The sequence below is a fragment of the Draconibacterium mangrovi genome (assembly GCF_010586825.1).
Classification (GTDB): domain Bacteria; phylum Bacteroidota; class Bacteroidia; order Bacteroidales; family Prolixibacteraceae; genus Draconibacterium; species Draconibacterium mangrovi.
Window position 1 is genome coordinate 97,841 of sequence record NZ_JAAAGB010000009.1, and the last position, 22,969, is coordinate 120,809.

The following is a 22,969-nucleotide window of genomic DNA, read 5'->3' on the forward strand; positions in this document are numbered from 1 at the left end:
CTGAATAGCTCCGGTTTAACTATTTCTAGTTAAACTACCGTTTTTAAATCCCCCATTTTTTATTGGGCACATCCGAAGTACGGATAACCAACTCGCCCCCTGCCACGATCTCCTGATGGGTTAACCAGTTTCGGCTAAGTGTTTCGCCATTCAATTCAACACTTTTTATATAGAAATGATCTTTGTTGTAATTCTCAACGCTGATTGTAAATGTTTTTCCGCTTTCCCAATCCAGTTTCACCGATTTAAACACAGGAGCAGTTAAGTAATACACCGGCTCGCCAACATTAGCCGCCGACAAACCGAGACTCCGCAAAACGAACCACGACGACATTGTACCTGCATCATCGTCCATGGTGCGCAAATAGGCACGAGGTTGGTTTTTGTAAATGCGCCCAATATACGGATCAACTCCTTTACTGTTGTTATTAAAGTAGCACTGAACAACGGTATCGAGCAGCAATTCCCTAAACAATTTTTGTGATTTCCAGGGTTCTTTTGTTGTGTTGTATAATCCCGGCACCTGAAGATCGGGCTGATTGGCATGGTTGTAATTGTTCTCTTCGAAAAACCGGTCGAGCTGCTTCAGGAAAGCCTCTTCCCCTCCTGCCAGTTCCTTTAGCCCTTCCACATCAAAAGGCACAAACCAGCGATACTGCCAAATAGTGCCCTGATAAAGTCCCCTGGCCTGCATCCTGTCAATATCGTTTTTGGTAAGATCTGCAAAGTCTTTCAACCAGTACTGTTTATATTCCATGGCTTTTTGCCGGTATTTTTCGCTGAGCTTTTCATCTCCCGTAATTTTCAAAATTTCTGAAAGTGCCCAGCAATCGTAACTCGATTCCAAAGCTTTATCGGGCGATCCGTAATCCAGCGACTCCGCTTCTTTAAGCAAATATTCTTTAATCTCATTTAGCGGAACATCATAACCTTTTTTCCAGGCATCTAACAAAACAACCATTGCGTGTTCGGTGCGAACCGTTGGCGATGGTTCGTGTTTGGTTGCCCAGTTATCTTTTCCGTAGGGGTACAAATTGGCAATGGATTTTGCGATATCAGCATACTGATCTGGATAAAACAACGAAAGCATCGGAAGCTGTTCGCGGTAATTGTCCCAAATGGCCCAACCATTATAAATGGCGTCAGCGGTATGTTGTACCGAGCCATCAATGGCCCTGTAAGTTCCGTCTTCTTCCGAAACAAGATAAGGAGCCTGCAAACCTCTGTATAGCAACGAATAAAACAAGTCCACCCGATCTTCCTCGCCTGTTACCTGAATCCGGGTTAAAAGCCTGTTCCACTGTGCAGCAGCACTTAAGCGAAACTGCTGAAAACTGTTTTTTTGAATTCGCTCTTTGGCATAATCGGTATTTACAGATGAGAAGCCAACATAAACCAGGAGGTCACTTGTGTTATTCCCTTCAATCAGAAGCTGATGCTCACCGGCCTCAACAATCGATTGGCACTCCGGGATTTCCAGATAATAATAAATACGGTAAATTCCGCGGCTACATGTTGTTTTAGTATCAATCCAGCCACTTACTGTGTTTTCAGCAATGTGATGCTCCTCATCTACAAAACGTCCCGATAGTGCATAAGAAAGATCAACAAACAAGCCGTTATTATTTTGCGGAAAGTGATACTTATGAAGGCCAAAATTATGCGCTACAGTCATTTCCGATTTTATTCCGTTTTCGAATAAAACCTCGTAGTACCCGGGTTCTCCATGTTGCTTTTGTTTAATCAATTCGGTTTGAATATTACTGGCCAGAATTGGCTTTATCAGAATATTTCCACCGGAGCCGGTACACCCAACACCTTCGAGATGTGTATGTACAAATCCTTCGTACTTTTTGGCGTAATACTCGTAACCCGTATGCGTATGTGGCGAAGTAACCGGCCCAATACTCAGCATACTGAAGGGATATGAGGCCGATGGCGACATTTGCCCATGATCTCCGGATGTTCCGAGAAACACATTTACCGAATTGATTAATTCCTTAGTATCCGTTTTCGGAATATCCTGTTTAGTCTCTTCCGAAGAACAAGAAGAAACCAACAAAATACCGATAATCATCATTTGCAAAAACGCGATCCGCCTCATATCCTATGTCTTTCAAAAATCTAAAACTATTTATTCAACTCCCCATGATCTGTTGGCTTTGGGCCCCATTTCTACAACCAGTTTCCCACCGTTTTCAATGGCCTGGTGCAACAACCATGGCGTACTTAATTTTTCACCGTTTAACGTTGCCGACTGAATGTACTTATTTTCCTCAGAGGCATTCTTTGCTTCTATTTCAAAGGTTTTTCCATTCTCTAAACGAAGTGCAACATGTTTAAACATGGGGCTGCCAATCGAATACGCAGGAGTTCCTGGTGTTACGGGGTAAAATCCCATGGCTGAAAAAACAACAAAAGCCGACATTCCGCCACCATCTTCGTCTCCGGGAACTCCCATTAAATCGTTTCTAAACCACTCTTTAATCAGTTTCCGTATTCCTTTTTGTGTTTTCCAGGGTTGCCCGGCATAATTGTACAAATACGGAATATGCAACGAGGGCTCGTTAGCCATCGAAAACTGGCCAACATTTCCGGTTTGATCGGGTAATTGAGCATAAAAACCATATTTACTCCTTCCGAGCGATTCTGTAAATGTTCGGTCAAGCTCTTTTACAAATTGCTCATCTCCTCCCATCAACTCAATTAAATCCGGGATATTATGCTGAACATCCCAACGGTAAGTCCAACCATTATTTTCGCCATAATAGTCTCTTGCTCCCATTCCGCCCGAGAATTTATAATCAAAAGGTTCAATGAATTTTCCGTCTTTATCTTTTGGATGAAAAAACCTGGTTTTCTCATTAAACAGATTCCGGTAATTTAAAGAAGCTTCTTTAAAGAAAGCAGCATCCTCTTTTTTCCCCAACTCTTCGGCAATTTGCGATAAACACCATTCGTCATACGAGGTTCCAAGAGTTACAGCAACAGGCTGACGCTTTTCGCCGGAAGTAACCTCCTGAATGGTTTCTTTCTCGCCCGGATATAAGGCGGGAATATAGCCATGTTCTTTATAAAAATCGTCCAGCTCGCCGGCAGGTTTCCCCGACCAGGGCGCCAACGTTTTTTCGGTAATTGCACCTTTACATGCCTCGTAAGCTTTTTCAAGATCAAAATTTTTCACCCCTTTACGGTAACCATCAATAACCGTAGCAACTCCATGATTGGAATTCATACGGCGGCTGTCGCCTGTAATTTCGGGAAAAGTTGGCCACCAAAAGTTATCCATCTGTTCCGACATTCGTACAAAAGAATTCAGAATATCCCCCTCCTTCTTTTTATCAACCAACACCCGCAGCGGATGATGCGCACGGTACGAATCCCAAATCCAGTCGTCGGTGTAAAACGGACGGCCTTCGTCGTTATGAACGCTCTTGTCAAATGCGCTGTAGTAACGTCCGTCTTCCGAAATACACACCGGACGCTCGTAGCAACGATACAACGATGTGTAAAATACGGTTCTTTCGTCGGCAGTACCGCCCTCAATACTTATTTTACCAAGTTCGTTGTTCCAAATTTCCCGGCCAATATTTTGAAGTTCAACAACCGATTTTCCAACCACTTCACGCTCCATATTGGCTTTGGCCTGATTTTCATCGATAAATGAAATTCCGTAATGAACAGTGAGCTTTTTTGTTTCCTTCGGATAGTTTAGAACAAGGCAGGCATTTCGGCCTTCCATCGTTTCCGATTCTGCCAGCTTACCATCTTCCAACTTCGAAACGCCGGCAGGTTGTTCGCCGGGCACCAGGTAGATATAAACCTTTGTATGGTTGGCAATCCACTGATAACCACTTAATGCATTTCCATCCCAGTTTAGTGCGCCATTCCCCGAGCTCAGAATCAGATACGAAGGTGCATCCTTTTCAAACTCGATTTGGTATACCGCCGACTGGTGCGACAAGCCATAATCAACCTGAATTTGCTGCTCATCGAGGTAAACAGCATACGAATAAGGCGTGAGTTTTTCCTGGTCGTAACTGTAGTTTATAACCGGACGTAACTGATTTTCGCTTCCCTGAAACGGGCTTAAACGAAAGGCCGAACTTCCACGATGGCTGGTTACAACCAGGGGCAAAGCGTGTAATCGCACACTGGTATAGTCGCCACGCTCGGGATAAACACGTAACATACTGTTGGGCAAATGAATCGTTGGGAATGTTGGCACCAGCAGGTGGCTGATGTTTCCCATGTAAGGATTCACAAAATCTACAGGTTGTTTTGCACTTTCTGTACTGATGCCTTCACTTTTTACACACGAAAAAGAAAAAGCTGCAATGCTTATAAGCAATGCTTTTTTTAAAATAGGTATCATTGGTTTAAATATTAATTTGTTAAGTAATTCCCCCAACTCTATTTCTGAGTAGTGGCAATTACGCCCCGAATATAACCTATTGACTCCGCAATTCCCATAAAAGGGTTATCCATGTTGCGTTCGTGCTCCAAACTTATCATTCCATCGTACTTAACTTTCCGTAGCATGTTAACCACACCCGGAATATCAATAATTCCACGGCCCACTTCAACTGAATAGCCTTTGCCCGTGTTGCCGGTTACGTCTTTTAAGTGTACATCAAAAATTCGTGTATGGTACTTTTTAATGTCTTTAACAACATCGTTTCCGTAGCGTGTATCGTGGCCAATATCCAGGCACATGCCAATTCTCGGATCCAAATCTTTTACATGATCCCACACATCTTTTGCATCCGGGAATTTATTAATATCCGGGCCGTGTAGGTGAATGGCGATATTAAATCCATATTCCTTTACTTTTTTATCTACGTAAGGTAATAAATCGTATTCCGGCACAGCAACAATTAGTTTAACGCCCACTTTTTTAGCGTATTCAAAAGCACGGTCGATTTCTTTTTCCGATTTCATGTAGATTGGGCCAACCGCATAGCCTTTTATTCCATTGTCATCCAATTTCTTCATAAAGGCATCTATCTCGTCTTGCGAACTGTTAAGCGGCAAATGAAAATCTTTAATACACAGGTTATGTACATCTGTACGCTTCAGGGTTTCAATGGTCTTATCAATATCAAATTTAACAAAGGTATAGCCTGCTATTGCCACTCCAAATAGTTCGTTTGTTTCGGGTGCCGGTTGCGGTGCGGGTTTTCTTTCGGCCTTTACAACATTGCTGGCAAATAATACTATAATTAAAATAACTGCTAATCTTTTCATTATATCGAATTTTAAAGGAACTGCCAATGCGAATTTCAGAATCAGTTCCTGTTATTTATGAATCTTTCTATATCAAAGTATCGAGTGTGGTCGGTCAGCCGGAGAGGAACCAAAATCGTAATTAGGCGTGCTGCCCATTACAAATTTAATTGCTCCGCCATCCATTATATCCTGATGCCTGATGTAACTTTTTGAATAAGGCTGACCATTAAGTTCAACTGCCTGGATATAAACATTTTCGTCGCTATTATTCACGGCTTCTACCGTAAAGCTTTTCCCTTCAGGAAGATTAATACTGGCCTTATCAAATAAAGGACTTCCAAAAACATAAATGCCATTTGATGGATTTACCTGGTAAAAACCAAGTGACGACATAATGTACCAGGCCGACATTTGTCCGCAATCTTCGTTGCCAATTAAACCATCGGGCTGATTGGTGTAAAACTCATTAAGAATGTAACGGATTTTCTCTGCTGTTTTCCATTGCTGCCCGGCAAAAGCATAAAGGTAAGCCATGTGATGACAGGGCTCATTTCCCTGTGCATACATTCCAACCAGGCCGGTAATATCAATAGAAGCATGTTCTCCCATGTCACCTGTAATGGTGAATAAGGAATCGAGTTTTGTGGTAAAATTCTCATCGCCACCAAATAATTCAATTAAGCCTTCCGGATCTTGCGGAACCAGGAAGGTATATTGCCAGCCATTTCCTTCCGAGAAATCGCCAACCATATGAATCGATTCCATCGGATCGTAAGGAGTTGCCCACGAACCATCTGCAAACCGGGGATGAACAAAACCGGTACTTTTGTTAAAGTAACTTTTATACGATTCCGATCTTTCAAAAAAATATTCGAAGTCTTCTTCTTTCCCCAACCCTTTTGCCATTTGAGCAACACTTCGGTCGTCTATCGCATTTTCCAGGGCTACAGAAGTTGCTTCGCGAGCTTTTTCCCGGGGAATAAAGCCGTATTCCATCAACGGTGCAATACCGCGTTGCAATTGAAAAGTTCCGGATGCTTTTAAAGCTTCAAAAGCCAATTCTTCGCTAAAACCATCAAATCCTTTTTGCCAGGCATCAACAACCACAGGCGCTGCACTGTAGCCCAACATCGCATTGGTTTCATTTCCCATCAGGTGCCATTGCGGTAATTTGCCTTGCTGCTGGTAAATGGCCAACATCGAGTTTATAAAATCGTTCACCCTTTCCGGCTGCACAATTGTCAGCAGTTCATGCTGTGTACGGTACGTGTCCCACAACGAAAACACCGAATAGTTTTGAAATCCCGGATTGCTGTATACTTTTTTATCGGTACCCCGGTAACTCCCATCGGCATCGTTGAATAAAACCGGTGCAATAAACGAATGGAACATGGCAGTGTAAAAAATCTCTTTTAGTTCCGGGTCAGCAGTTTCAATTTCAATTTTTGAAAGTTCTTGATTCCATTTCTCTTCTGCCTCTGATGCTATTTTGTTGAAATTCCAACCGGTTGCTTCTGCAGTTATATTGGCCAAAGCATTTTCTGAGCTTATCGGAGAAATACCAACTTTCAAAATCACTTCTTTAGGATTACCCGCAAAAGAAATTACTCCTTTTGCACCCTTTGCTTTAATAACATACTCACCGGCCGGAGTTGTATCGTCATACACCTCCAGTTTTTCAATTTCGTGGTTGCTTTTTAGGGTAAACCAAAGACGCTGGTCTTTTGCCCATCCTTTTGAAAAACGATATCCTTCAATGGTATGTGCATCAACTTTTTTCAGAAAGGTATCAGTTGATCTATCGCCGTTTCCTTCTTTTAAATCGATAACAACATGGTTATCATTTTCGGATGGGAAAGTATATTTATGAATGCCTACTCTTTCAGTTGCTGTCAGCTCTGCTTTAACGTTATATTTATCGAGTAAAACCGAATAATACCCTGGCTTTACCTCCTCGTTATCGTGACTGAAATATGAAGCGTATGCATTGCTTATGTTGTCTTGTTTTCCACGGTTAACACTCACCTCACCGTGTACGGGCATCAACAAAACATCACCCAAATCAGAACCGCCGGTTCCGCTTAGGTGTGTGTGTGAAAAACCAATTATAATACTGTCTGAATAATGGTAGCCCGAGCACCAATCCCAACCTTTAAAAATATTGCTGGGACCTAGCTGAACACCACCAAAAGGCACACTTGCTCCCACAAAAACATGCCCGTGCCCTCCTGAGCCGATAAACGGATCAACATGTTTAGCTAAGCTTTCTGTATTCTGGTCTGATAGTGAACACATACAAAACGCAGGCAGCAAAAACAGTAGCAATACAAATTTCTTTAATCTCTCTTTTCTCATCATTTAGTTGATTTAAGTTTTCTGAACAGGTTAAATTGTATTTCGCATAAAAGGCTGTAAACTTTGATTAAGGAAAAACAGAACTCCCCTTCGTGCCAAACGCACTCCGGGAAGTTCTTAAAAACCTATGCTAACCAGACAATATATAATCTGCCTTATGAATAATTCTTACTCGTAACCAGGATTCTGCTCCAAAACAGCTCCTGTATTCAAATCGATTTCTGTTTGTGGAATAGGCCACAGATTTTGATAATCCTGAATACTTAATCCAGGATTGCCCGGATTGTTGTTGTACTGACGCACACGTTCAACCAGTTTACCTAAGCGCATAAGTGTTAACATACGCCATTCTTCGGTATATAATTCGCGCGCTCTTTCATCCAGAATATAATCGATAGTAACATCGCCGGCTGATACCGGTTTTGCATTTGATCTTTCTCTTATTTCGTTAATATCTGCCGCTGCTTTTCCGGGTTCGTTTAATCCCAGGTATGCTTCAGCTCTTATCAAATATGTTTCTGCCAAACGAATCGCGTACACATCTTTGTGGTTTACACCACCTCCGGCTCTCGACAAATCGGTGTAGTGATCGTTTGGAGCAGCCGCCTTCATAAAATAAGGATAAATGTACTGGTTGGTATCTTTAAAAGCACTTGAACGCGATTCGTACAAGCTCCAGTCAATCTCCATTCCGTCGTATGCTGAATTTGGATTATCGAAATAGAAATGTCTTTTAATACAGGCTTCTGAATTTCGGAAATCGTTATCCCAGTCGCTTCCCCAAATTTCGTAAGCAGTATAATTTGTGGGCCTTGTCCAGGCCACCGGGCGGCCTAAAGTGTCGCTGTACCCGGTATAAGAACCGTCATAAAAATCGCCTCTGAAAGCTTTAAATCCGTCTGGCGTATTTCCCATTCGGTAATAAGCGCACCCAAAACCCCTTTCGCCGGCATAAAAACCTCCGCCAGTTACATCCGGATCGTTTTGAATAACCCAGATTGCTTCTTTATTACTTCCGAGGTTGTGGTTTTCTTTGGTAAATAAATCGAAATAAACATTCTCGGTACCAAACAAATTAGGTTGCGAGCCAAAACGCTCCCGCATTAAATCGTAATCGTAATCGTTAATTACATGATCAGCCGCCTCAACAGCCAACTGAAATTTGTTTTGTGCCAAATAAGTTTCACTCAACATGTGCCAGGCAGCTCCCTGGGTTAAGCGTCCGGCAGCAGCTTCATTTCCACTTATCGGCAGTTTTTCTGCGGCAAAAGTAAAATCCTGTTCCATCAGCTTATAAATATCCGCTTTTGGAGCTCTTACAAAATCAGTTTTAGGAGTAACAACCGGCTCAGTTACAAGCGGCACATCGCCATACAATGTAACCAGTATACGATAACTAAATGCGCGGAAAAAACGGGCTTCGGCTAAGTATTTATTCTTACGATCCTCGTTTTTCCACTCCAGGCTCTCGATACCGGCAATAACAGTATTTGCCTGATAAACCAAATCAAAAGCTTTGGTCCAAAACCTTTTTGGCAAATCGCTGGTTGGTGTAATATCAGTGTCCCAGTTACTCATGTAACCTCCGGCAGGGTCTTCGCCAAAATAAGCCATATCGGTACCTAAAGACACAAAAACAAACATGTATTTTTCGTTAACTGCCGAATACCAGTCGCGGCCAAAACTGTATAATCCAACAACACCCATTTCAACATCATCCGGAGAATTAAAGGCATTTGTTGTAGAAATAAAATCAAGAGGAGTTTCATCAAGAACATCTTCGTTACAAGAGTTCATCCCCAGCAGCAAGAGCACCAAAACGATACTCGCGCTTATATATTTTTGTATTAAATTCTTCTTTTTCATTTTATTGTTTCTAAAGTATTAATAACTGATTGTTTGATAATTACAATAAGCATTTTGATTAAAAACTAATATTTACACCAGCCACAACACTTCTCATCATCGGGCTTCCAGTTTCAGGATCCCAACCCGACCAGTCAGTCCAGGTATAAAGGTTTTTTCCGCTTACATATACTTTCAGGTTATCAACTTTCAGTGCAGATAACAGGCTCTTATCGAAAGTATATCCAAACGAAACATCTTGCAGGCGTACAAAACTTTTGCTTTGGTAAACTCCCGGATTTCTTTTTGGGTTGTAATAAATACCAGGAGCGTCATTCACCGGACGATCGGGGCGCCAGTAATCGCGAATTGCAGTTCTGTTTAAACGATAGGCATTGTCGGTTGCTCCGGCAACTACAGCACCCGAATTATTTCCCAGGTAATAATTGTTACCACCCTGAATAGAATTTAGGAAGAAGCTGAATGTAAAATTCTTATAGGTTAAAATATTATTCATACTAATGCGATAATTCGGATCAGTAGTACCAAGAATTTTACGGTCTTTTTCAGCGGTAATTTCGTCATCGTCGCTTAAGTCGCGTACTTTAAACTGGCCAGGGTAATAACCTTCCATTATGGTGCCGTTAAACAGATCTTCTTCCTGCCAAACGCCATCATTTACATAGCCGTAAATTGTACTGATTGGCTCGCCTACAAACCAACTGTTTCCAAGATCTTCGGTAACCTCATCATACAGTTTGGTAATTTTATTCCGAACCAAAGAGAAAGCAAAAGCAGTCTTCCATTTAAAATCGCGGGTTCTGATGTTTTCGGTCACCAAACTTACTTCAACTCCACTGTTTTCAATTCCGCCAATATTTGTCCAAACACTTGAGTTACCGGTTGTTCTTGGTATTGATCGTTGTACCAAAACATCTGTTGTTTTTGCATTATAGGCATCAATGGCACCTGATATTCGGTTGTCGAACAGGTTAAAATCACCACCAACGTTGAAAGAAGCTGTTTTTTCCCAACCTAAGTCGGCATTTCCTAATGAAGAAGCATAAAGCCCAACAGCGGTAGAACCATCAAAAACGGTAGATACGCTTCCCATTTTCGACTGGCTGGCATAACGTCCAATTCCCTGGTTGCCGTTTACACCGTACGACAAGCGAAGTTTTAAGAAATCCATCCACTCCTGCTGCGCCATAAATGATTCTTCGGAGATTACCCAACCAAGAGACAACGAAGGAAAGTTTCCGAATTTAGTGTTGTCGCCAAAACCAGAGAATCCATCACGACGGATAGTGGCAGTAAGTAAATAACGGTTGTTAAAACTATAGTTAATCCGCCCCATGTACGAGATGGTATTCTCTTCGTAGGCAGACGTTGAGAGCTCCTGGTTTTCTCCTAACTCAAGTGCATTGTATCCCAAAATTTCATTGGCAAAACCATAAGCATACAAATACGATCCGTCTCCTGAAACATTTTCGCGGCTATATAAGTAATTTATATTCAATTTGTGTTTATCGGCAAAAGTTCGGTTGTAGGTAAAAAGGCTGTTTAATAACCATGTTCTTTGATTGGAGTTGTCGACATAACCAGAGCCATCGGTTTTTGATCCGTTGGCCATTGAAGTTGGGTAATAACGCGCTGTTTTATCAAAATCGTAGGTTTTCGAATAATTGGCTTCGTATTTTAAACCTTTCACCCAAGGCACTTCAACAATTCCTTTCAATACCAAGCTAAAATAGTCGCGTGGCGAATTATCGTCAGCCAACAGGTTACCAAGTGGGTGGTAATTGTACGATTCTCCGGCAATGTAAACCGGGTAATTTCCATTTTCGTCGTACATATTTCCGAGTGGGCTTGCCTGTAAAGCATATCCGGCCGAAGCACTTACGCCCGAATAATCGCGGTGCGAGAAAGTTGGGTCGAAACCCAGTGTTAACCACTCTGCAATTTCACTTTCAAAACGGCCACTAAAAGTCAGGCGCTCATAATTGTCGTTCAGTAAAATTCCCTCTTGTTCTAGATACGAAGATGATAAGTAATAATTTGTACGTTCCGTTTTTCCGGAAACACTTAAACTGTACGACTGTATTGGTGCCGTTTGAAAAACCTCATCAACCCAATCAACCTCTTTTCCTGCCAGGTAGTTAAGTTGCTCTTCCTCTGTTCTCAGGTAGGTTGCCACTAAATCGCGGTCGGTAACATCCGGTCTAACAGGACGTCCTTCGGCGCTGGTAGGGTTGGTTTTGTACCAATCATATAAATCCTGCTGATAATAGTAATCAACCAGGCGAACAGCATACTGCTCCGCATTCATTACATTCGTACGTTCGGTGTTTGATAATCCCTGAACGCCATAGTAGGCATTGAACGTAAACTTAGGTTTTCCTGAAGTTCCTTTTTTTGAAGTAACAACCAACACCCCATTGGCCGATCGCGATCCGTAAACGGCAGCAGCACTGGCATCTTTCAAAATATCAACCGATTGAATATCGTTGACATTTAAATCGTTAATACTTCCGTTGTAGATAATACCATCTAAAACAATTAGCGGCTGGTCGCTGGCCGACAAAGATGTTCTTCCCCTGATTGAAAAAGAACCGGCATCACCCGCACTTGATCCGCCTGAAGCATTTAAACCCGGAGAATAACCTTGTAAAGCCTGCACCAAACTGGTATTTGCTGCCTGCTCTTTTCCATCCATCTCCATGCGCACAATAGAACCTGTAAGGTCTTTTTTCTTTTGTGTACCATATCCAATGGCAACTACTTCCTCCAGTCCAATTGTTTCATTTTCCAGTTGCACATCAATAACTGTTTTACCTGCAACTTCTACTTCCTGATTCTTCATCCCTACGAAAGAAAAAACCAATGTTGCATTGGTGGGTACGCCATTTAATGTGTACTGTCCGTCAACGTTTGTTGTTGTTCCAACTGTTGTTCCTTTCACTAAAATTGTAACGCCCGGAAGCGTTTGTCCACTTGTTTCTGTCACCTTACCTGTTACTGTCAGCATATTTGTCACACCCTGAGCATTAACATTTTTCAGCATAGAAAACGAGCAGAAAAAAATTAAAAGGAAAAACATTGCTGTCTTTCGCATTACATTAATTCGTTTAATGTGATTCATTGTCTAAAATTTAAATAGTTTATATAAACTCCATAGTTCACCCAATATGGGTGTTGCCATTTACTTTAATTATCATCATGATGTTTGAATAGAGGAGGAGCACAAACCAAAGCAAGAGTGTTAAAGAAATATCCGGTTAGACCAGGAGGAATACCCCTCCTGATCATTTAACCGGCTACCTTTTCTCTTTTTTTTATGAAAATTATTAGATGTATTTTTGTTTGATGCTCTATCCGGCCGTGCTACAAATCGTCTCCATACAGAGAAATTTCTCCGATGTTCACGCAGTTTGTATTTTGCCAGTTCGGGAATTTTACCAAAATGCGGACATAGCGTACTTTTCCACCAATCTCATTCAGATCGAAAGTAAAACCTTCGTTCCAGGCATCTTCGTCTGCCGAACTTTTGGTTCCGTATTTAAATCCGGATGGTTTTTTAATCTCAAAATCACCGAGTTTATGCCAGTCTTCCTGCCAGTTGTAAATTCCGTCTTCCGGTGTTGCTTCCACAAAGTTTTCGGCCTTGCTGTTGGTGTTACTTACCACGTCAACATAATTTGTATCGTCTTTACTGAGATAATCAACCGGATTATTTTGCACAACGTAAGTGGTTGAATAGTAATTCTGGTACTCTTCTTCTGTAGCAAAATCATCTTGCGTTTTTAATTCGTCAACTCCCCATACCTCAATAAAGCGTGCACTATGGCCGGTAAAAGGACTGTTATCGGTTCTTGGCCAAATCTTAAACTGGTACAAAGTGGCTGGTTTTCCCATATCAATTGTAAACTTATTCGGGAACCTAAACTCAATTCCTTCGCCAGAAGCGTTAGTATAATCAACAGTGTGCAAGATGGTTCCATCTTCACCATTATTACGAACTCCCCCATCGAAAATAGCAGAAAGAGGTCTTCCATTGTTTACGGATGTATTATCACCTGGTTTATCACTTGTACTAAAATCGGCTTTATCGATTTCGCGCTGAAATTTAGGCATCACATATGTAACTTTTGCAGTCGCGAATGTGTCAAGCCCATTTTCTGGTAAATAGCATGAATAGATATAAATTGTGTCGCCGGTTGACAATCCACTTACATATGATTTATTATCATCGTTGGGAACTTGTTGTTTTACGGTACTACCGTCTTGTTCGTACTCCACAACAGAATAAATTAATTCTTTATTGCTCACTTTATTCCACTGAATCTCCATTTCTGCAGTTTCGAGTTTTGCAATCCCTTCAACGCCCCTTTTACGGATGTTTTCAGTATAGAGGTCTCCCAAAACAGAAGCGGTAATTTCTATCGGCATTGAGATATTTCCCTGTTCATCCTGCATCTCGAACTCAAAAACATAATCGTTTTCTTCCATGTTCTCGATTATTGTTTCGTCCCAGAGACTACCAGTAGAATCAGCTACTGCATTCAACGGCACTTCAACGCTTTTTTCGCGTTCGTTCCAGTAAATTACAGTTTTTGTTGTTCGGGGATCGTTACCAACACGCCATCGAAACTTAATCCGATAATTACCCGGAAAAGCAATCATTGAATCTACTTTACCGATATATATCGTTTCGCCTTCTTCCAGATATTTTTCGTGCAAATAATTCTGATCCTCGCAAGAAAAAATAAACAAGGACAAAACAACTATAACTGCTGTTAGAAAATATCCTTTATTTCGATATGAATATTTCAATTTTATATTTTTCATCTTATAATTTTTTTGATTGTGACTATTCATTAGCAGCGCCACTTGCATCGCCAAAAACAGAAATTTCGGCTGCGTGCATTGCGGTTGTTTTAGCCCATGTTTCTTTAACTACAAACCTCAAATAGCGAATATTTGTAGCATTTTCTTTAAAATCAAAGTCAACCCCGGCTCTTGAAGCAGCTAAATCTTCTTCGGTATTTGTACCAACTCTGCTACCTGAAGGCTTTACAACTTCGCACTCTGATATCAGTTTCCAGTCATTTGTCCACTGATCAATATCTGCATAATATTCATCATCAATTTCGTGGGTTAACGAGTCAGTTCCATACACATCGAATAACCTCAAATTGTGCTGACTATAGGCATAATCATAACGTTCCCACAAAACGAATCTGGAAAGATTTCCTGTTACTCCAAGATCAACAGTGAAAAACTGAGGAACAGAATAGCCTGCAGCTGGATCGGTATGCCAGATTACATCGGTTGTTCCATCCCACAAATTTGAAACAGGACGGTTACTCCTTGTCGATACGTTATCTCCTATCAGGTGTCCGTCTGCAAAAAACTCTTTGCTGAATTCCTCTTCAAACAAAGGAGATATTTCCACTTTTACTGTATCCGACTTATTCTCGTATTTGTCCACAAGGCTTAAAGCGAACAAACGTTTATCAGTTGTATAGCCATGTAAACTTTTAGTGCCACTCGCAGCCGATGTATAGTAAATATCCTGTAATTCCAGTTCGCCTTCGTCGTTTGCAGCAAGGAAAGAGATGCCCACAAGAACTTCGGCCGGATTTTCCCAGCTTATTCTGGCTCCTCCATAGGTAGGAGTTACTACAAACGATTCCAAAACTGCTTTCATTGGCGAAGGCAGTGGAATAAAACTAGCCTCGTATGCTTCTGATATATTTTCGCTATGATCAACCACATACAGCGACACCTGCAACTGAGTTGTATCGCTCAATCCTTCAATTTTCAGGCTCGAATTATAAACCGATGAATTAATCGAATACGCTTTACCATCATATGCATACTCGCAACGAACGTAAGAGATGTCTTCTTCCTTAGGTAAATCATAGGCAATCAGTGCACCTCCGTATTGTGGCGTTATCACAACATTCGAAAGTCCGGATGGCGCGATATCATCAACAGGAATCTGCCCTACCGAGGCTTCATCGCACGAGTTAGTGCCGATTACAATGAGGCACAACAAGAAAACTGCGATGCCCACATTCTTTATATTATTAAAATATGCTTTTTTCATTTGTTTGTTGTTTTAAATAATAAACAGAATTACCATCCCGGATTTTGAACAAGGTTGCTATTTACAGTAAGCGTACTATTCTTAATCGGCCAGAGGTAGTTGCGATAAGAGAATCCTCTACTGGTTAGGTATACAGTTCTCTGATAATAGTCTTCGGCAGTTGTTCCCTGATAGTCCCAACCTCGAACAGGCTCGTTCATTACATCCATAGCGTCTGTCCAACGACGTAAATCGAAAGTGCGTTGTCCTTCAAAAGCCAACTCAATAAGACGCTCACGTTTTATGATATTTCGCATTCCTTCTTTTGTATTCGGATCATTCTGGAACTCAGCTCCTGCCATTTGCCATGTTTCCCGTACACCTTTTAATCCGGCACGAGCACGGATTTTGTCAACCATTTCATATACTTCTTCTGTTGGCGTACTATTAGATTCGTTTAATGCCTCGGCATACAACAAATACAAATCAGCTAAACGATAAATAGGAATTGAGAAACGATAAGGACTTGGGGATGGCGATTGGGTTGGGATACGGTAACTCACCTGTTTTTTTACAAAATACCCGGTTGAGATATGGGCCTTTTCGTAAATAAAACCATGCGGCTCGCCACTTTTGTTATGAATGATCAGGGGATTTTCTTCATCGTTGTTAACTAGTTCATAGATCCCTCTGTCGAAACCTAAATTGGCGTAAAACCTGGGTTCCCGAAAATAATTCAGGTTCGCTGTTTCACCTCCTTGTTCCACATAATATTTATGAAAACTTCCGGTATCTTCCCGCGTAGCATAACGGTCATCGTAATTCCAGTTCGGGTCTTGTTCTATCGGCAAACCATTACTTGTATAGAATAATTCGGCCATTTTCATTGTAGCACAAATTTCGGCAAGAGAACCTCCCCCGTTGTCGTAATCATAAAACATTGGAGTACAACGATTCTGAAAATCGTTATTGCTTTTCATACATGGCCAAATAATTTCAGGATTTAGATTTACCCGCTCGCTGGCAACTCCTCTCAGCGTATATTTTAAGGCTGTGGTATCCGACATTTTCTGAAATCCCGGATCAAAATGGAATAAATCATGGCCGGCAAGTTCGCAGGTGTCAATCGCATTATTAATGGCAACGGCTGCTTTTTCCCATCGCGCCTGAATATCTGAACTACTGCCATCGCCACCGATTAAGGTAACACCTCTGCTATCCACAAAACCATCATAGTAACTAAATGATCCGTTAAACAACGGACTTGCAGCCCAAACCAAAGCTTTTGCTTTTATGGTTAAAGCGATCGGAATTGTCATTCGACCTGCTTCCTGGCTTAAATCATCAACTTGCAATGGCAAATATTCTATTGCATCATCAATTGTTCGGGTTATAAAGCTAACAACGCTGTCAACCGGCTGACGATGCACTTTTACCTCATCAGGATCGGCACTTACTTCAAGACTCTCTTCTACAATTGGAATTGGACCATAGAGTTGCATTAAAAACAAATGGTAATAGGCCTTTAATACCTTTACTTCTGCTTTCCAGGTGTTTCTTTCCCAATCCTGCAAATCGGGCACTTTATCGATGTTATTTATAAAAATGTTACAGTTGCGAATGCTTGTCCAAAGGTTTTTACCTCCGCGTTCGCCGTCCCAATAGTTTTGATAAGGCGCAGAACTGTTTTGAAAACCTCGTGCAATATATCCGCCATTCGAATTTTTAAACAGGGTTATATCTTCATCCCACCAATAATCGTCGCCACCAAAATTGCCGGGATAATTTCCAGCATCAGCAAAATTTGGTAAACCATTATAACAGGTATAAAAGAACTTCTCAGAGTTTGCTCTATTCGAGAAAACTGTTTCCATGGTTGCAGTACCATCAGGAACTACATCCAGGAAATCAGAACAATTGGTAAAAGCTATACTTGTTCCGATAATTAAGACTATTGCTTTAAAATATTTATTTAACTTCTTCATTTGATACTTTTTTAAAAATCAATAGTTGCTCCAAGATTTATAACACGCTGAAGTGGGTAAGCCAAACCGTTTCCACCCATTTCAGGATCCCATAATTTGAAAGCCGAGAACACTGCCAGGTTACTACCCGACACATAAATACGGGCATTACCTAATCTGCACTTCTGTACAAAATTCTTAGGAATCGTATAGCCAACCTCTGCAGTTTTCAATCGTAAAAAGGAACCATCGCGCATAAACCAGGTATTCCTTTTGTTATTATTATTGATTGTTGATTCTGATAAGCGAGGCCACAAAGCATAAATATCTCTATTGTTCTCCGACCAATAACTATCGGCATAAACCTGCAACATTGAGCGGGTTGTTGTAAAACCATCAATACCGTTTTTAACGAATGGCGCTGTTGCGCTGGGATCAATCCAAAATGAAGATCTGGCAGAACCCTGGAAGAAACAGGAAAAGTCGAAGTTGCCATACCCAAGTGAAACTCCAAATCCATAATTTATCTCAGGAGTTGTTGGGAAACCAATTGGCACCTGGTCCTTTTCGTCGATAATGCCATCGTTGTTGATATCCTTGTATTTAATATCACCGGCCAAGTAATTATCAAACTGTGTTGGAGAGTTTGCCACTTCTTCATCGTCGATAAACAAACGTTCAGCCACATAACCCCACTGTTGCGATACACTTTGCCCAACATGCGACCGCCACGGAGTATCTTTGTAATCTGGCTCTTCAAACACTTTATACTCACTTGTTGCGTAAGTAAAGTTTCCTCTAAGAATCATCCACAATTTTGAAGAAAATGATTTGGTATAGTCAACCGAAAACTCGCATCCGCGGCTGGCAGCTTCGCCAATATTTGCACTTGGTGTTACCTCTAAGCCCATTGTTGTTGGAATGTCGGTGCGGCGTTGCAAAATATTACTGCGGTATTCATGAAAGAAATCTGCCTGAATTTCCAACTCGTTCCAAAGATTCAGCTCGGCTCCTAAGTTTGTTTTACGGCTGATTTCCCAGGTGATATTCGGATCAGAATAGCGATTTATAGCGATTCCCGGACGGGAGAAACCAAAATCGTAACCGGCGGTATACCCCCTGTCGCCGTTGTTCATATCAATATCGGACATGTAAAAGAAGCGATCGCTGTTGCTACCAATTTGGTCGTTACCCACCAATCCGTAAGTTGCTTTCAGTTTTAACTTCGTAATTGTCTTTTTGTAAGGCATCATAAAACTCTCGTTTGATACCATCCATCCTAAACCGGCAGATGGGAAGAATCCCCAACGATGGCCTGAGTCAAAACGTTCAGAACCATTATATCCGAAGTTTGCCTCAAGAAAATAGCGGTTGTCGTAACCGTAAGTAAAACGTCCGGCAAGCCCCATATTTCGGTATGGTAATGATAGTTGAAGGCTATTGGATATACCATCATGCTTTTCACGCATTGTAAAAACCATTAAGCCTGAAATAGAATTCTTTTCTTTTATAACCTTCTTGTAATCGACAGCAGCTTCTACATACATAGTTCCCACCAATTCTCGTGTACCCGGCTCATAGTTCAGATAATCTGTTCCATCATCAGGATTAAGGTTAATAAGCACGTAATCATCAGGATCTGGTGTTTCAGCTACATTGTACCAAAACGGACTATATTGTCGACGTATCTCCAGTAAAGAGTACCTGTTTATATTGAATAAACCCCTAACCGACAATCCTTCAGTTAAAAAATCAAGATCTTGATTTACCTCAAACTGGGCGTACATGTTTGAGCGGTCTTTTGATTTGTATCCCTTAACCATTTCGGCATATGGATTCAAATAATTTCCGGTGTCGTAATTTCCAAAAAGAATATTCCTGGTGTAGATATTGGCTTCATCCGGTTCGTAGTATGGTAAAAAATAAACCGGGCTGGCATTCAGCACTTTTTTGTACAAATCGCTACCACTAACCAAGGGCCCTTTATAGGTATCGAAATCTCCGTTTAACCGTACAGTGATTTTTGTAGATTTAGAAAGGTAAACATTTACGTTTGAGCGTAATGAGTACTTATCTGAATTAATATTATTATCGTAATTCTGACGAGAGTCATTCTTTAATATCCCCTTATCATTAGTGTACTTGGCAGCAATGTAATAGTTGGCCACTTTTCCACCACCACTAATATTAAGGTTATAACGCTGATTGAATGTCCCACTTTTAAACAACATGTCATCCCAGTCAACCTGCGGATATCTCAACGGATCAATGCCTCTCTCAGTATAATCAATCTTCTTCTTGCTATAAGGCAAGTTTATATCACCGCGAGTTACAATTGCCTCGTTGTGCAGTTTCATAAAATCTATCGGATTAACAAAGTCCAGCTCTTCTGTAGGTTGCGAATAGGCCCTTTCCATTCTAAATGAAATTTTAGCCTTTCCTTCGCGCCCTTCTTTGGTGGTAACCAAAATTACACCATTAGCACCACGGGCACCATAAAGAGCTGTAGCATTGGCATCCTTCATAATAGAGAAACTACCAATATCATCGGGCGTTAAACGGGAAAGTTCTCCTGTACTCATTTCAACACCATCAATCAAAATCAGCGGATCTTTTTTACCTGTTCCAAAGGTTGTAACCCCCCTGATAAAGAACTGGGCGTTATCCATATCCGGCTCACCTGTTGTTTGGTACGAAATCATACCGGCAATACGCCCCGCAAAAGCAGTTGTAAGGTTACTTGCCGGAATTTTCAGATCTTTTGGCGAGATAGTAGAGATAGAAGAAATCACACTTTCTTTCTTTTGTTTTCCGAAGGCTACTACTGTTACCTCATCTAACTCATCCAGTTTTTCCTGTAATGTAACTACCAGGTCCTGTTGTCCGGTGTACTTTACCTCCTGTTTCTCCATCCCAATGAATGAAAAAACAAGTTTATCACCTACCTCAGCTTCAATGGTAAAATAGCCGTCAGCGTCGGAAATAGCACCTCCCAAGGTACCTTGAATAATTACGTTTGCGCCCGGAAGTGGGTCACCATTTTTATCTACAATCCGTCCTTTAATGGTTTTGGATTGCAGACTCTCTGTTTTTTCAGAAATTGAATTCCGAATGGGATTACCGGACTTTTTGTTCCAGTTACCTCCCGCAAATACGTTAATGTGAATTAAAAGGATAAGGGATAAAATCCCGAAAGCCTTTAATACAAACCAACACGTTGATTGTACCTTCACGTAAGAACAATACGGTCTGATTTTTTTCATAAAATATTAATTTGAGTTTAATTAAGCATCTCTGCAACAGCGCTAAACCGCCGCGCAGCGTTTATTTAATTTTGAATAGTTTGTTTATCGTGTGCTAATTTGAATCTCTGCCCCGTTTTTTAATTCTTTCCAGTCAATCCAAAGCGGATCATGTTTTTTTCGATTTATCATCAGGCTTCGAATTTCAGTTGCTTGTTTTGAGCCGCCGGAAATAAGCAGCTCGCCTTCTGGCAGTTCTATAGATATTTCTGAGAAGCGTGGAATATTAACCGAAAAACCACCAACTCCGGGCACCATCGGATACAAGCCAACTGAAGCAAACACATACCAGGCTCCCATTGTCCCTAAATCGTCGTTACCCGGCAATCCAGAAGAACTACTGTTGTACATTTCGTTAAATATTCGCTGAATTACTTTGTTTGTTTTCTCCGGCGAGTCGGTCCAGTTATAGATCCACGGAACCTGAAAATCGGGTTCGTTTCCAGCGGCAAACCAGTCTTCTTCGTACGATGCATCAAGTCGTTCAAAAAGTGTATCCAGGCGTGCTTCAGCAACCTTTTTCCCGCCAATGGTATCAATCAGGGTTTCCAAATCGTAGGGAACCATCCAGAAATAATTCTTGTAAGTTGCTTCACGCCAGTCGTGGTGAATGCTTTTCCACTTTCCGTTTTCGTGACGCGAGCAAAGCCAGTTGATTTGCGGGTTATATAAATTCTTCCAGTTGTTTGATTGTTGTATAAAAAATGAAGCTTCCTCCTGGTTTTTCAACGCTTGCAAAACAAACTGTCCAATGGCATAATCGGCCGAAGAGTATTCCAGAAGCATCGATGCCGGAGCTATTCCTTTTTCATTGTATGATCGTAAGTATGGGCGAATCTCGCGATCCTGCGAATAAAGCCTTGGAATAGTCGCCCCTCTTTTCATATGATAAAAAGCTCTTTCGGTGTCGAAATCAGTGGCTCCGAACGCATACGAATTTGAAATAAGGATTGGCGTTGGATCGCCCTGCATAATTCCGGTTTCGATATTGGCCAAAATCCAGCGGCCATAACCTCCGGCCTGATCGGCAAAATCAACCAACGACTGCATCATATCGCTGGTTTCTTTCGGATAAAGCATGGCTACCAGTTGAGCCTGCGTGCGATAAGTGTCCCAAACGCTAAATGAGCTGTAAACATCTCTGCCCGCTTGAGCTTTATGAACCTTATAATCAGCGCCAATATATTCGCCGTTAAAATCACTTACCAGGTTGGGATGTATTAATGTGTGGTAAAAATGGGTATAGAACTGAACCAGGTCATCTTCATTTTCACTCGCTACTTTTATTTTCGCAAGGTTATCGTTCCACACGTTTTCGGCCGACCTGCGGTACGCATCAAAGCCATCTTCGTTTGCCGAGCGGCGTAAATTTTCGCGCGCATTTTCAACAGATACATAGGAGATGGCTATACGGTATTCAACCTCCTGATCATTTTTTGTATCAAAAGAAAAATAAGCGCCTGAGTTTTTCCCATAGGCGAGTTTGGCTGAATCGAGCATATTCTTTTTCATCCAAACCCCGAAACCATCAGCTTCTCTGTTGAACTCGGCAGCAAAATAGATCTTGTAGGGTGTTGGAGCTCCGCAAAATTCGCCTCCATAACTAAATCCTTCGCAGCTTGTTGAAGAAGTAATTTCAATGCGGGCATTGTCAACAAAAGTTGCACTAACTCCGGCGCCGATAATAACTGTACCCTTCTCGCCGCCGAAAGTAAAACGTGCAATTCCTGAACGTTTATTAACTGTAAGTTCTGCCCTTGTATTATCTTTCATTAATACTGACAGGAAACCGGCATTTGCCTGATTCACTTCAACATAAGGCTGAAACTCATCCATATCGTTGGGCGATTTTTTCAATTCGCCAGTCAAGGGCAAAACCGGGAAGTTGCCCATATTAGCACATCCTGCGCCACTTAGCTGGGTAATTCCAAACCCTCTTTGAGGTGTAAAAAAGCCGGGAGAGAATTGTACCATTCCAAAAGGATAAGTTGCCCCGATGTAACTATATCCACACCCCAGCCCGTCGCCTTTGCTACCTATCTGCGGGTCTACCAATTGCGCATAAGATTGCGCGTGTATATTCCAAACATTCAGGTATAGCGAAAGGAATATCAGAAACAAAATTTGCCTGGTTTTCATCAATATGTTTTTGATTATTGATTAGTTTGCTGACGATCCGTCAG

The 22,969-nt window shown here is 41.4% G+C and carries 11 protein-coding genes; all 11 read right to left on the reverse strand.

Translation table 11 applies throughout. The features are described 5' to 3' along the window. Window positions 1-43: 43 nt before the first annotated feature. Window positions 44-2,104, reverse strand: coding sequence for a glycoside hydrolase domain-containing protein (locus G4420_RS19065; RefSeq protein WP_204273750.1), 2,061 nt, complete (start codon window positions 2,102-2,104; stop codon window positions 44-46). Window positions 2,105-2,134: 30 nt separating this feature from the next. Continuing rightward, window positions 2,135-4,375 (reverse strand): GH92 family glycosyl hydrolase, encoded by a 2,241-nt coding sequence (locus tag G4420_RS19070; RefSeq protein WP_163325542.1) that lies wholly within the window; start codon window positions 4,373-4,375, stop codon window positions 2,135-2,137. Between the two features lie 38 nt (window positions 4,376-4,413). Continuing rightward, window positions 4,414-5,247, reverse strand: a complete 834-nt coding sequence (locus tag G4420_RS19075; RefSeq protein WP_163325543.1) for a sugar phosphate isomerase/epimerase family protein — start codon at window positions 5,245-5,247, stop codon at window positions 4,414-4,416. Window positions 5,248-5,319: 72 nt separating this feature from the next. After that, on the reverse strand, window positions 5,320-7,587 hold the full coding sequence (locus G4420_RS19080; protein ID WP_204273751.1) for a GH92 family glycosyl hydrolase: 2,268 nt from the start codon (window positions 7,585-7,587) through the stop codon (window positions 5,320-5,322). Between the two features lie 165 nt (window positions 7,588-7,752). Next, window positions 7,753-9,450 carry a RagB/SusD family nutrient uptake outer membrane protein gene (locus tag G4420_RS19085; protein WP_163325544.1) on the reverse strand — a complete coding sequence of 566 codons (1,698 nt, stop codon included), beginning with the start codon at window positions 9,448-9,450 and terminating at the stop codon, window positions 7,753-7,755. A gap of 58 nt (window positions 9,451-9,508) precedes the next feature. Beyond that, window positions 9,509-12,571 carry a SusC/RagA family TonB-linked outer membrane protein gene (locus tag G4420_RS19090; RefSeq protein ID WP_163325545.1) on the reverse strand — a complete coding sequence of 1,021 codons (3,063 nt, stop codon included), beginning with the start codon at window positions 12,569-12,571 and terminating at the stop codon, window positions 9,509-9,511. A gap of 242 nt (window positions 12,572-12,813) precedes the next feature. After that, window positions 12,814-14,277 (reverse strand): DUF4998 domain-containing protein, encoded by a 1,464-nt coding sequence (locus G4420_RS19095; RefSeq protein ID WP_163325546.1) that lies wholly within the window; start codon window positions 14,275-14,277, stop codon window positions 12,814-12,816. A 22-nt stretch (window positions 14,278-14,299) separates the two neighbouring features. Further along, window positions 14,300-15,541: a DUF5000 domain-containing lipoprotein gene (locus tag G4420_RS19100; RefSeq protein WP_163325547.1), complete on the reverse strand. Its 1,242-nt coding sequence runs from the start codon at window positions 15,539-15,541 to the stop codon at window positions 14,300-14,302. A 29-nt stretch (window positions 15,542-15,570) separates the two neighbouring features. Beyond that, window positions 15,571-17,505, reverse strand: a complete 1,935-nt coding sequence (locus G4420_RS19105; protein WP_163325548.1) for a RagB/SusD family nutrient uptake outer membrane protein — start codon at window positions 17,503-17,505, stop codon at window positions 15,571-15,573. Window positions 17,506-17,516: 11 nt separating this feature from the next. Beyond that, window positions 17,517-20,747 (reverse strand): SusC/RagA family TonB-linked outer membrane protein, encoded by a 3,231-nt coding sequence (locus G4420_RS19110; protein ID WP_163325549.1) that lies wholly within the window; start codon window positions 20,745-20,747, stop codon window positions 17,517-17,519. 84 nt (window positions 20,748-20,831) lie between these two features. Beyond that, window positions 20,832-22,925: a GH92 family glycosyl hydrolase gene (locus G4420_RS19115; RefSeq protein ID WP_163325550.1), complete on the reverse strand. Its 2,094-nt coding sequence runs from the start codon at window positions 22,923-22,925 to the stop codon at window positions 20,832-20,834. Between the last annotated feature and the right edge of the window lie 44 nt (window positions 22,926-22,969).